The sequence below is a fragment of the Candidatus Symbiopectobacterium sp. genome, assembly GCF_020054415.1.
In the GTDB taxonomy this organism is placed as follows: domain Bacteria; phylum Pseudomonadota; class Gammaproteobacteria; order Enterobacterales; family Enterobacteriaceae; genus Symbiopectobacterium.
The window spans coordinates 1-13069 of sequence record NZ_JAHWCO010000450.1 but is presented as its reverse complement, the minus strand read 5'-3'; the positions used below and the strand labels follow the sequence as shown (position 1 = coordinate 13069).

Here is a 13069-nt window from a genome sequence, read left to right as displayed (position 1 = left end):
TGCTGCGGGCGTACGCCGATGGCCACTTTACTCGATGGAAAACGGATCTGGGCAGAAAAGAATCTGAACCAGATGTAATCTGACAGACACCTGTATAAATAATCGGTAACTGTCAGATCAGGTCTGAGCTAGTACACTTAAGGTTAATACGACGTTTAAATCCTGCCGCACACAATAAAATCCATTTTTGCAAATGTACGTCGGACATCCTGTTCTACAACAGAAAATATAGCGGCTTTTCGCCGCAACGTCGTTTTTACCGCTATTTACCCCAGTGATTTCTGAGGTAATCCACCGCCGGTACGGTTTGAGGTTGATGAATAGATCCCTCACGAAAGAGCACGCTACCTCTCACTTCCGGCAGCGCTTCATTGAGCGTCAACTGCCGCCGCAGTTCAGGCACGCCGCCGTCCCGCGCCCAATCTGGCTCCTTTTGCGAAGGCACACCGACTTTATACAGTGCGATACCAATATAGAGGCGCGTTTTGGTTGGCCTTACCACATCCGCCCACCATTTTACCAGTGTGTCATAACGGACGATTTCTCGTGAAAATGGCCAATAGATTTGCGGTATGATATAGTCAACCAAGCCACGTTCAACCCACAACCGAGTGTCCGCATAAGAGATGTCATAGGACGCACCAGCACCGTGCGTATCCGAACCGCGAGCGTCGTTCTCTGCATTGCGCCACACGCCCGACGGACTGACGCCAAACTCAACCTGCGGTTTGACCGCTTTTATTGCCGTCGATACTTGCTCAATCAATAGCAACGTATTATTGCGCCGCCAGTCCCCTTTGACGACAAACCCCTGCCCATACTGCCTATAGGTAGCATCGTCTTGCAAACGGGACTCGGGGGTTTCGTAGTAGAAGTAATCGTCAAAATGGATACCATCCACGGCGTAGTTGTTAATCAGTTCCACCACCACATTGGTGACCCACTGACGCACCTCTGGGATACCGGGATCCAACACAAACCGATCGCTCGCCGTACGTATCCATTCTGGGTGTAACGCATAGACGCTAGAGGGCGACGCACTAAGAGTGCGGCGCAGCGCGTCCACGGTTTTCGGCTGGGTATTGATGGTCACACGGTAGGGATTGAGCCAAGCGTGAATGCGCAATCCACGCTTATGCCCTTCAGCCAACATAAAGGCCAAAGGATCGTACCCGGGATCTTTGCCCACCACGCCGGTCAACACATCAGACCACGGCAGTAACGCCGAGCGATATAGCGCTGTGCCGTCCGGCTTTACCTGAAAAAAGACCGTGTTAACGCCTAGGCTAACCAGATTGTCCAGCTTGTCGATCAGCGCCTGTTTTTGTAACGCAATGCGGTGCTCATCTGACGGCCCATCACTTAACGCAGGCGTCGGCCAGTCAAGGCCAGAAAGCGTGGTTAACCAAACGCCCTTGACGTTCTCCGGTATAGCCGGAGAAACGTGGACGGGAGCATCAACCACAGCAGGAGGAATAATTTTCCCCTTACTACTGCACCCCAGCGCTCCACACACCAAACACAGCAGAAAAAAACAACGTCGATAGCTCAGCATTTTTGATCAATTCCTTGGCAGTAGAAAGAGTAGTCACGGGTTCAGGTTCGGTATTTTTCCACCAGCGCTTTGGCAATCGCCTCCGTTTGTGCATCGGCATTACCTTCAATATCCGATGGGCGGAAGTGCATTTGAAACGCGCTAATGGTCAAACGTGTTTCTTTATCCAACTCACCGTGTTGCGGAATTTTATCATAACCATACTGATGTAATGCTTTCTGAAGCGTCAACACATCCGCCGGCGCACTCGGCTGCCGCCCGGCGAGATACTTGTTCACCGTTGCATCATCAGGCCAGGCACCGACGCCCATCTCTGCAAACCGTTTCCAGGGGAACAGTTTGCCAGGGTCCTGTTTGCGCAGTGGTGCAATATCGCTGTGCGCCAAAACATTATCCGGCGTGATGTTGTTACGCTTGATAATGTCTTTGGTCAGCGCAGCAAGCGCGGTGATTTGCGTTTCATTGTAAGGATACCAGGTACGAACGCCAAGCATGTTATCGGTAAAGCCGAGGTTAACAATCTCAATGCCCACCGAAGAGTCATTGATATTTACCCTGCCATTCCAATTACTGACACCCGCATGCCAGGCTCTCATATTTTCTGGCACCAGTTGCATTACTACGGGTTTTTTATCCCGCAGCGGTGGATTTTTCGCAACCAGATAATGCGCGCTGACTTGTTCTTGGGTTAATACATCTAGCGAACGCGCATCATTCAGCGCGGTGTAATGTAGGATCAGAAATCGGACACGCTCATTCTGGCCTTTAGCCGGATGAGTGGTATCCACGATGTAATCGCCGCGATCGACTAACGTTGAGCGCTGCGTAGAACATCCAGCCACAATCAATGCCAGTAACCCCACGGTGAGCAATTTCAGCCCATGTGGACGAGTGGTTGACGAAACAGAATTGAATATCATAGAAAAATTCACCTCATTGGAGATCATAACATTACGATAAGCAAGTAAACAAGCACTCAATTCTAATAATGATTACGCGGTTTTTAAAGCATTTCCAAGGATTAATTACTTTTTTTTAACATCCAATAAGTGACGTTGTCACCTTGGAAGTTAACCATATTGCACTAAACGTTTCTGTAAAACAGGCAAAAAAATGGGAGCCACCTGTCCCCCGTTTTTCATTCGATGCTAGGCGCTACAGCGCACGCTGTCGCGTTTCCTGCCCCAGCAGCATAATCGCAAAGACAGCAAACAGTATTGCCAGACTAAACAAGGCAAAAATACCACTGATGGGCACGGCGCTTGCGACTAGAGCGCCAACCAATAGCGTACCAAAAATCCCACCGATACGCCCCACTGCCGCTGCCATTCCCGCACCGGTAGCACGAATCGGTGTCGCGTATTGTTCTGGCGTATAGGCATAAAGCGCCCCCCAGGCCCCGAGGTTGAAAAACGACAGCAGCGAGCCGGAGAGCAGCAGTTGTGGGGCACTGGCCGCAATGCCAAAAAAATAGGCGCTGATCAGCGTTCCCAGCAAATAGACCACCAGTACTGCCTTTCTCCCTGCACGTTCAATCAACCAGGCAACGGTAAAATAGCCGGGTAACTGTGCCAGCGTCATCACCAGCACATAACCGAAACTTTTCGCCATATCAAACCCTTTGAGCATCATTACGCTCGGCAACCACAGGAACATGCCGTAATAGGAAAACACCACGCAAAACCAGACAATCCACAGCATCACGCTGGCACGCCGTTGCTCCGGTACCCAGAGTGCAGCAATCTTATGGCGAAAAGCACTTTTTTTCTCTTTCTGGCTCAGTTGCAGATAGTGCTGCGAATCCGGCAAACGAAAGCGCAGGTATAGCGCGTAGAAAGCAGGCAATGCACACAGGATCATAGTACCGCGCCAACCGACACTCGGCAAGGGGATAAGGAAGTAGGCGATTAACGCGGCCAGCAGCCAGCCGACAGCCCAAAAGCTTTCGAGTAGCACCACGAAGCGTCCTCGCACTTCCGGGGGTACACTTTCACTGACTAGCGTAGATGCCACCGGCAGTTCGCCGCCTAATCCCATACCGATAAAGAAGCGCAACACCAGCAGGCTGCAAAATCCCCAGGCAAAGGCGCTTAACCCGCTGGCGATGCTGAACATCAACAACGTGATCATAAAGGCAGATTTGCGCCCTTTACGATCGGCATAAAGTCCGAAAACAAACGCGCCAACCGCCATACCAATGGAATTGACACTGCCGATCAACCCTAACTGCGCGGCGGAGAGCCGCCACTCCAGTTTCAGTGCCGCCAGAACAAAAGATAATATCCCGACATCCATGGCATCAAACAGCCAACCGCTACCACAAATGAGCAATAACTTATTACTGGATAACGCACCCTGTCTTACCTGAGATAAAATCATGATATTGTTATGTCATCGTTAATCACGGTTTGTTTAGCATACTAAACACACATTACGCTGTCATGTGGCTTTTTTACTCAGAAAGCACAATTTCACCTTAAGGCGGAGTGATACCATGACCGAAAAGGCGATATCGAACACCACGCCTCCCACTATTCTACGGCTTACCAGCGTTTTCACAATGTGCGGCCCAGCGTATACGTGCACATGGGCTGGCGTGAACTGCTTTCGGTACTCCGGCACCTGTTGTTTACTGCACGATCCCGTATGCCGGGACAGCGGTTGCCAGAAGTTACGCAGAATTGGAGGGAGTTTCTCAAACCTGATAATAAAACCCGCATCATCTGGTTTGGTCACTCCAGTCTATTACTGAACATGGATGGCGTTACCGTACTGAACGACCCGGTGTTTTCTGCATCCGCAGCCCCCCTTTCCTTTTATCATCAAGCGCTTTCAACCACCGGTGGTCCCGGTGGAAGCGTTGCCCGCTATCGATGTGATCGTGCTTTCACACAACCATTACGATCATCTGGACCGCGTAACCATCGATTTTTTCCGCGATAAGAAAACCCATTTTGTTACTCCGCTTGGCATGGGAAAGACCCTGAAGAAATGGGGGATTGGCGCAGAGCGCATTACCGAACGGGATTGGTGTGAGGAATGCGCGTGGAAGACACTGAGATTAACTGCGACGCCAGCGCGTCATGCCTCCGGGCGCACACCCTTCGATCATAACCGCACGCTCTGGTGCTCCTGGGTGCTGCAAAGCCCGCATGAAACACTGTTTTACAGCGGAGACTCCGCCTACGATGACCACTTCACGGCCATCAAAGAACGCTTTGAACCTATCGTTCTTGCGTTTGTCGAGAATGGTCAATAAACCGGTGCTGGCCAGATTCTCACATTAAACCGGAACAAACCCTGCAAGCGGTACTCGATCTGGCACCGCGCACCTTTGTTACTATTCACTGGTGCATGGTTACGCTGTCACTGCATCACTGGACAGAACCCGTACAGCGCAGTTGCGCGTTGGCCGCTCAGAAAGGCGTTCAGGTGCTTTGCCCACGTCTGGGTGAAGTGGTGGACAGTCACTCATTATCCACTCCACCGTTGTGGTGGATGCCCTTTGTGCCCGAAAAGACATCAGTTTCCTTCCCCCTCGCATCACAAGGCGCGGCATACTCGGAAAACGACAGCCCATAGAAAAAAACCGCCCATACGCGACGCCAAACCCAAGAAACGGCGTTGATAGGTCAAATATTTAGTGGTTTTGTCGTTTCTTTATCCGTTTGACATTGCCATTTCCGGTTTAAAGTACATTTTATAGTAAACTGATTTGATTTCAGATTTTAACCTTCCATTTAATAAGGTATCTTTCTTGGCAAAATCATTACTACGCAGCGGAAGTTTGGCCGATTTTTTTGCGCTGGGCGAAGATGGGCAACCGGTGTATACATCGGCTCTTCAGTTGCGAGAAACTCTGCGTTTACGGCGACAACAAACTACCGCTGACTGTCTGGCCATTCCGCAACCGAATGAAACGGGCGATCGTCTTGACTGGTACGCTCCCGGCGAAGGAAAAGTCACCTCATGGATGGCCGCTGGCGAAGCGGAACGGGAGGCCGCGCTGGAGCAGTTGCAAACCTGCCTGACCACCGTTGCAGCATTAAGTGAACGTGCGCTGGCATCAGACAGTGCGGCGCAGCAACGATTTGGTGCCCTGCTCGCCAAGGCGTTCCAATTCCCCGCAGCAAATTACGTTTATCTGGTCGGTGGCCGCCCCGTCATCACCTTTTGGGGTTTTATTAATCTTGACCAAAAACCTCGAACCGACGCCTTAGAGTGCCTGCGCGAAGCCTTACCGGTTATCACGGCACAACCGCTGGTCGATCCGATTGCACCGCCCATTCCACAACCCAACGCTGCCGCCGTCTATGCAGAAACGGCGTCGTTACCGGTTGAGCCAGAAAACGAGTACGAAGAAGCACCCAAGGTGGCGATTCCTGCCATGCCACCGACGGCATCAAGGAAATCCGCATTGCGTCGCTGGTGGTGGGTTGCACCGGGAGTGGCACTCGCGGGTGCGCTGGTGTGGCAATTCCGCGCTGGCGTGCCTGGTAAACCGATAACCTCAGAACCGGTGGTTGCGCATACACCGGAAAAACGTGTGCTGCCTGCCATAGACAAAACCAAGGAAGCTGAAGTCATCGCACAAAACGCCACACAGATAGCCCCACCGCCTGTTGCTGCTGAAACACCGCCAGAAGCCGAAAAAGCGCCCGTGGTTGCACATCCAGAAGCAGCCCCGGTGGTGGCACAGAAATCCGCCCCTGCCCCTAGCACGCCACCGGTTGAAACGGTGGTTGAAGAAACCAAACCGGAAGAAGCCAAGCCGGTAGACAAAAATGCACTGGTGATGCCGATATTATCGGTCAAGCTGGGAAAAACAGATTTCTTGAACGGCACCTGGCGCGTGACGGCCGATATAAAAACCCCCACCATTGGCAAACCAGCCAGCCTGCGTTATCAACTCAAATATGGTCAGGGTACGGTGCGCCTCACTCACGGTGAAGGTGTCACTTGCCGCGCCAACGTCACTGCCGGATTGATGCAATCGGGCAATCTGATTATCAACAGCCGGGTGAAAGCACACTGTAGCGATGGGTCACGCTATCAAATGCCAGAAATTGTTTGTTCTCAGGGGGCCAACGGCCCGGCTGAGTGCTCAGGCCGTTATGACGACGACAACCTGATCCCTTTGACTTTCAAGCGTGAGAGCGAATAACCCTATGCTGGCCACGATTACGGACTATAAACAAAAGATCACGCTCATCCAGGACAGCGGTCTGCAATTTCTGGATTTTGCGCTTAAACCCGCTATCGATGCGCAAGGCCCGGGCAAGTTCGTCCGCAAGACGGCAAACGGACCGCTGCTGCGCCTGATCCTCAATGAGGAGAACGGCAAATATCACCTGCCTGCGCCGCTGGGATCAGTGCCAGAAGTGGTACGCCCTGAATCTAGCTTCTCGCTGGGCCAATCGCTGCTGCTACTGAGTAATGTCTGGCTGCCGCTCCCGTTTATGCGCTTCAACCCACCGCGTACCTTTATTGGCGGCCCGGATAACTGGGCACGTATGAAGGTCGTGCCCCTGCCAATACCTGATCAGGACGGCAATACTCACCGTATCTGCATCGTTTTCGATACCAAAGTCTATCCTGACGGCGATGAGAACGAGCTGCTCGCTCCGACCGAAAGCGACATTACTGCCGGTTTGAAGTTTACGCTGGCATATCACAGTGAAGAGTTGGGGGAGTTTCTCGATTTAACCTGGGTCGATGGCTGGCTGCGCGAAGTCTTTAGTCACCATGCCACCGAACGTGAACAGCGCAGTGAAGCGGACCAACGCACCGCATTGCGTGGTTTTGAGTATCAGGCGCACTACCTGAACCTACTGGATATTCTGGGCAAGCAATTGCGGATCCCGGAAATCACCTTGGTTGCAGGCACACGTCAAGAGCCGGATATCGCCGTTGACCTGATTCTGGATGTGGGCAACTCGCACACCTGCGGCATTCTGGTCGAAGACCATCCGGAGGCGCATAACGGGCTAAGCCAGAGTTATGAGTTGCAATTGCGCGATCTGGAACAACCGCATCAGATCTACAATGATATGTTTGAAAGCCGCATAGAATTTGCGTACGCGCAGTTTGGAAAGCCCAATTTCTCCTTGGAAAGTGGCCGCGAAGACGCCTTTCTCTGGCCTTCCATAGTGCGCGTTGGCCGAGAAGCCAGCCGTATGGCGCTGGCGCGACTCGGCACCGAAGGTGCCAGCGGGCTCTCCAGCCCACGCCGCTATCTGTGGGATGAAGAGAGCTACACCCCCGGCTGGCGATTCAGCAAAACCGTTGGCAACGCCGCGCTCGAGCCGCACGCCATAGCCACACCGTTCACACATTTGATCAATGACGAAGGCCAGCCGCTTTTTACTGTGCCGTTCGACGATCGTCTTCCGGTATTTTCCGCACAATATAGCCGCAGCTCGCTGATGACGCTGATGCTGTGTGAACTGCTGGCACAGTCGTTGAGCCAGATGAACAGTGCGGCACAGCGCGCCAAAATGATGAATGACAGCGCACCGCGCCGCCTGCGTAACATCATTCTGACGCTGTCCTCCGCCATGCCAAAACCTGAGCGCGAGATTTTCCGACGTCGCATGCAAGAAGCCATTGGTCTGGTCTGGAAAGCGATGGGATGGCATCCGGCTGATGATGGCTTCAATACGGAACAAGAGAAAGCGGCAAGTCGTTTCCCCGCGCCTGACGTGCAAATGGAGTGGGATGAAGCCGCCTGCGGCCAGATGGTCTATCTCTACAACGAAAGTCAGGTCAATTTTGGTGGCAACACCAAAGCCTTTTTCGCGAGCCAGGCGCGGCCAGACCGGGTGCTCGATGCCGATGAACAGCCGGGACAAACTCTGCGCGTTGCATCGATTGATATCGGCGGTGGTACCACCGATCTCGCGGTAACGCAGTATACGCTGGATGACAGTATCGGCAGTAACGTCAAAATCAGCCCATTGCTGATGTTCCGCGAAGGTTTCAAAGTGGAGGGCGACGATATCTTGCTGGATATGATCCAGCTCTACGTGCTGCCTGCACTGCATGCATCACTGAAGAAAGCCGGGATCGCCACGCCGGACAGCCTGATGGACAAGCTGTTTGGTAACGCGGGCAGAATGGATGGTCAATCACCCCTGCGTCAGCAGTCCACCTTGCAAATTCTGATGCCGATTGGGCGTGTTATCCTTGAAGCCTATGAAGGATTCGATCCACTCGACATGAGTGCCGAACTGGAAGCCAGCTTTGGTGAGCTGCTGCCACAGCGCCCGACCGGTAAGGTACTGGACTATTTGAACGGCGAAATCCAGCGTGAACAACAGGCGGATGCTGCCGCGTTTGATATCCTGCACACGCCGCTTATCGTTCGGCTGAGTAAGTTACACGGCGAGTTCTTATCCAACCGCATCAGTATCACGCAAAATTTGCGTTCACTGTGCGAGGTGGTGGCACTCTATGATTGTGATGTGTTGCTGCTTACCGGCCGCCCGTCGCGTTTCCCCGGCATACAGGCACTGTTCCGTTACCTTCAGCCGTTGCCCATCAGCCGTATCGTGTCACTGGATGGCTACCACACCAGCGATTGGTATCCGTTCAATAAATTCGGCCGTATCGAGAACCCAAAATCCACCGCGGCAGTCGGCGCCATGCTGTGCCTGTTGGCTCTGGACCTGCGCCTGCCGGGCTTTTATTTTAAAGCGGGTGATTTTGAACCCTACTCCACTATCCGCTATTTCGGCATGATCGATACCAACCAACAGTTAACGCAGGATAACCTTTATTACAGCGATATCGATCTGGATGCCGCCGATTTTGAATTGGATAAACGCGGCTACTTCTCGGTGCGCGGCGGTATTGTGCTTGGTTTCCGTCAGTTGGATAACGAGCGCTGGCCCGCTACGCCGCTTTACACGCTGACCATTATAGATCAACCACTGGCCCGCAAGCTTGCGGGTGACAGCGTATTGCATCTGCGTTTGGCGGTCGCGCGCGAGGCGGGGCAATCTACGCCAGAACGTTTCGACATCGCCGACGCCACGCTACAAGATGGCAGCAAGGTTCCACTTCACTATCTGCGGCTGCGGCTTAACACGCTGGCTGACAGCGCTTCCGGCGCAACACACTACTGGATCGACAGCGGGAGCGTATTCAGCAAATGAAAGCACTGACGACAAAACAACTTTCGACCCGGTTAACCACGCAGTTGACTGCCGCATCAGAAGGTATCGAGCAGGCCATTGAGTGGGTAGAGACCAACCGACCCCGCTCACCGCGTTTGGAGATGGAAGCCGATACGCTAACCATCAAACTACGCCGTCGTCGTAACAAGGCACAACGGCTGGCAGACAGCGCCGGGAAAGAGATGGCCATCGGGCTGTTCGGTCAGGCACAGGAAGGCAAAACCTACCTGATTTCCGCATTAGCCGCAGGCGAAAATGGTCGATTGGAGAGCGATCTCGGCGGCCATACCCTGGACTATCAGGCGCATATTAATCCTGAAAACCAACTCGCCGGACTGGTAACCCGCTTTACCCGTCAGCCAGGCGTGAAAAACGCTACCTATCCGCTTCAATTGCTGTTGTTAAGCGAAGCGGACATCGTCAATATTCTGGCACAAGCGTATTTGTCCACGACCGTTGCGCCTCCGTCTCCCCGTAGTTTGGCCGAAGATGAACAGCAACTCGTCGAGCAGATGGCGCTGCTGGCGATGCATCGTCAGCACGAGAAAATCCCGGGATTCAGCAGTGATGAAGTCATTGCCCTGTGGGACAGCCTGGCGCGTCACTATGGCAAACGGCAAAAATGGCTTGAGCCCCACTTCTGGCCAGCCGCTATCGCCCTTACCCCAACGTTGACTATTGACGATCGTGCGCGGTTATTCTCAATGTTGTGGCAAGGCAAAGAAGAGTACACGGCGACCTATCGCCAGTTTGCGCATACGCTACAGCGCCTGAATTACAGCTATAAAGTGCTGGCACCGCTCAGCGTACTGGTCGATGACGTCTTGCTGCCTACCAATGGCATCATGAACCTGTCAACCTTCGCCTACCTCAATACTTCGTCCGATCCCAGCGTACATGTGCGCCCAGTCATCAATAATCGTGCCAGCAAACCGGTTGAGCTTTCTCTGGCGGAGCTGGCTTTCCTCGCCGTTGAACTGGTGGTGACGCTACAGTCACCGACGCGTGAGCCGCTGTTTGAGCAAGTTGATCTGCTTGATATTCCGGGCTTCAATCCGCTCAGCAACGTACACGCCGCTTCCAGTAGCGATCGCGAGCACGGCGCAGTGCAACGTTATCCGGTGCTGATAAAAAACCTGCTGCAAGCCAAGGCCAGCTATTTACTGGAACGGTACACCGAGCAGCACGCCATCAATCTGTTGATGATCTGCACGGCTGTAGATCGGCGCGCTGATGTCAAAGCAGTCGGTAAAGCGCTCGACTACTGGGTGAAACAGACGCAGGGGGAAACCGCACAGCAGCGTAGTCAGCATAAACCCGGCTTGATTTGGGCGGTAACCAAATTCGATCAGCGTGTCATACACAATACCCACTACGATGAAGGCGTTCAACGTTACGTGGGTAATCCGGGAGAATCTTGGAGAACCATGCTGGCAACGGACGAACGCGGTGTAAAACGCATGGCGAACTGGCTGAATACCGAAGTCAAACGGGAAAACAAGCTGGCGCGACTGTCAGAGCAATTGCATGACATGCAAAATGAACTGTTCGAGCGCATCCTCGGCGACTGGTACCAGTCTGACAGTAAAATTTCGGCGATGAGAAAGAAGAAAGTGGCCGAATCCGTGTTGAAATCACTCCAGACGCGACCGTGCGTACAAGGCGAATTGCTGGAGCGCATGTTGCCGACGCGGGATGAGTTGCGCCGTCTTTACCAACAGCAGCGTCAATCCGGCGTTAGCCATGTCACCCATCCTGCCCTGGATAACATTAGTGCCATGACCAACGTCGATCCTTTTGGCATCGGTATGGATATCGATTTATTCAGCGACACACCGCTGGATGTGACACAGACTGATGAGTCCCAAGCCCCGAGCGATGTGGATACCAATGCGGTCTTTGCCAGTAAGGTCTTGCGCTTTTGGATAAACCATATGCGCAACTTGCCAGACAACGCACCGCTGGTTGAATTGCTCGGTTTGAGTAAACCGACGCTGGAAATGCTGATGGAAGAAGTCATCACCGCTGGCCTGCGTCAAGGCATCAATCAGGCGCTACACGCGACGCTGAACCAGGACGTTCACCCCAGCGCCTACACGGACAATGAGATCGAGAGTCAGGTTTCTCGCGCCCTGACGGTACTCGGCGATTATATCGCCTGGTTAGGCTTCCAGAAAATGCCCGAGGAACAGCGCCCGGAAAGCCGCATCAACCGTGGACGTAAAATCTTCGCCAAGCCGGAAAAACAGGCTGTCAGTTGGGGTAGTGCCAAGCGATTGACCAAGTTGTCACTCACACCGACCAACAATACGGCATTTTACGTGTATGACTGGCTGGTTGGGCTCAATACCCTGATTCTGCAAAATGCCGGGCATTCAGCCGGTGGCGAACTGGATGCTGAACAGCGCAAACAGTTGGGTGCCATTTTGCAAATTTTCAAGCCCACCCCCTCCGGCACAAAATAAGTGCCCCGCCCCTGCTGAATGCAGGTGAAAAACTTCCAACATCATGCCGTTCACGGGTAGTTTTCAATATGAGTCGCGTTCATCTCCAGCGTGGCGAGTAATGATGCGCACGGGTTATCAATGATGTAATCGCGCAGTCGCGCCAGACTGACATCGTAATCAGACACGCAGTGCAGGGCGTAGTACAAATCGTTTTCATCCGCCATCGCTGCAACATAGCGCTCAACGGTACGCTTGATATCTGATAACGTCATTTCGAGAGCCGACGTTGATGCCTGCGTGGTTTTTGCCTGCTCCGCTTGCTCCAGAAGTAGCGTACAGGCTTCTTTCATCATCAAACTTCTTGGCGATTGCGTCGACAACACCTCACAACGCCCGAATTTGTTGACATGGCATTTTAAGATGCTGCTTAGGGTTACCACGCGATCGCCACGTGCCAGCGCAGCCATCGCATGGTGTACCTGCTCTTTATATTCAGGTGTACTAGCTCAGACCTAATCTGACAGTTACCGATTATTTATACAGGTGTCTGTCAGATTAAATCTGGTTCAGATTCTTTTCTGCCCAGATCCGTTTTCCATCGAGTAAAGTGGCCATCGGCGTACGCCCGCAGCACGTTTTTCCCTGATGAGTTCGCTCATTATTGTAATGCAACAACCAGTTGTCCAGATCTACCTGCAGGCTTTCCAGGTCTCCATATAACTTCTTGCGGAATGTAACCTGATAAAAATCCTGAAAAATGGTTTTATGGAAGCGCTCGCAGATGCCGTTCGTCTGCGGAGACATCGCCTTCGTTTTCGTATGCTCGATATCGTTGATAGCCAGATAAAGCTGATAATCATGCTGCTCCACTTTACCACAGTACTCCGTAC

General features: G+C 52.8%; 9 protein-coding genes. 4 read left to right on the top strand and 5 right to left on the bottom strand.

Going from position 1 to position 13069, the window contains the following annotated elements; genetic code table 11:
- Positions 1-262 precede the first annotated feature (262 nt).
- From QZ506_RS13030 to QZ506_RS13020, 3 genes are all read right to left on the bottom strand, one after another.
- The gene (locus QZ506_RS13030) at positions 263-1555 is read right to left on the bottom strand and encodes a glycoside hydrolase family 10 protein (protein ID WP_291971583.1); all 1293 of its coding nucleotides are present in this window, start codon (positions 1553-1555) and stop codon (positions 263-265) included.
- Between the two features lie 41 nt (positions 1556-1596).
- Entirely contained in the window at positions 1597-2475 is an 879-nt protein-coding gene (locus QZ506_RS13025) for an N-acetylmuramoyl-L-alanine amidase (RefSeq protein WP_291971581.1), read from the bottom strand.
- A 235-nt stretch (positions 2476-2710) separates the two neighbouring features.
- Positions 2711-3934 carry an MFS transporter gene (locus QZ506_RS13020; protein WP_291971579.1) on the bottom strand — a complete coding sequence of 408 codons (1224 nt, stop codon included), beginning with the start codon at positions 3932-3934 and terminating at the stop codon, positions 2711-2713.
- A 412-nt stretch (positions 3935-4346) separates the two neighbouring features.
- Here QZ506_RS13020 and QZ506_RS13015 point away from each other — a divergent pair, with 412 nt between their 5' ends.
- The 4 genes from QZ506_RS13015 (at position 4347) to QZ506_RS13000 (ending at position 12197) form a co-directional block, all read left to right on the top strand.
- Positions 4347-4814 (top strand): MBL fold metallo-hydrolase, encoded by a 468-nt coding sequence (locus QZ506_RS13015; protein ID WP_367273024.1) that lies wholly within the window; start codon positions 4347-4349, stop codon positions 4812-4814.
- Positions 4815-5312: 498 nt separating this feature from the next.
- Complete coding sequence (locus QZ506_RS13010; protein WP_291971575.1) at positions 5313-6719, top strand: SrfA family protein; 1407 nt, start codon at positions 5313-5315, stop codon at positions 6717-6719.
- A gap of 4 nt (positions 6720-6723) precedes the next feature.
- Positions 6724-9711, top strand: coding sequence for a virulence factor SrfB (locus QZ506_RS13005; RefSeq protein WP_291971573.1), 2988 nt, complete (start codon positions 6724-6726; stop codon positions 9709-9711).
- Positions 9708-12197, top strand: a complete 2490-nt coding sequence (locus QZ506_RS13000; RefSeq protein WP_291971572.1) for a virulence factor SrfC family protein — start codon at positions 9708-9710, stop codon at positions 12195-12197. Before QZ506_RS13005 ends, QZ506_RS13000 begins: the two co-directional genes overlap by 4 nt.
- 50 nt (positions 12198-12247) lie before the next feature.
- On the opposite strand, the gene QZ506_RS12995 is transcribed toward QZ506_RS13000, so the two are convergent.
- Together QZ506_RS12995 and QZ506_RS12990 are read right to left on the bottom strand one after the other, a co-directional pair.
- Positions 12248-12646, bottom strand: coding sequence for a hypothetical protein (locus tag QZ506_RS12995; RefSeq protein ID WP_291971570.1), 399 nt, complete (start codon positions 12644-12646; stop codon positions 12248-12250).
- Between the two features lie 88 nt (positions 12647-12734).
- A partial coding sequence (locus QZ506_RS12990; RefSeq protein WP_291971568.1) for an integrase core domain-containing protein occupies positions 12735-13069 on the bottom strand: 335 nt, incomplete at its 5' end.

Excerpts from the sequence above, each read along its gene's own strand:
- QZ506_RS13030 (WP_291971583.1), bottom strand. The coding sequence starts at position 1,555 with ATGCTGAGCTATCGACGTTGTTTTTTTCTGCTGTGTTTGGTGTGTGGA.
- QZ506_RS13025 (WP_291971581.1), bottom strand. The coding sequence starts at position 2,475 with ATGATATTCAATTCTGTTTCGTCAACCACTCGTCCACATGGGCTGAAA.
- QZ506_RS13020 (WP_291971579.1), bottom strand. The coding sequence starts at position 3,934 with ATGATTTTATCTCAGGTAAGACAGGGTGCGTTATCCAGTAATAAGTTA.
- QZ506_RS13005 (WP_291971573.1), top strand. The coding sequence starts at position 6,724 with ATGCTGGCCACGATTACGGACTATAAACAAAAGATCACGCTCATCCAG.
- QZ506_RS13000 (WP_291971572.1), top strand. The coding sequence starts at position 9,708 with ATGAAAGCACTGACGACAAAACAACTTTCGACCCGGTTAACCACGCAG.
- QZ506_RS12995 (WP_291971570.1), bottom strand. The coding sequence starts at position 12,646 with ATGGCTGCGCTGGCACGTGGCGATCGCGTGGTAACCCTAAGCAGCATC.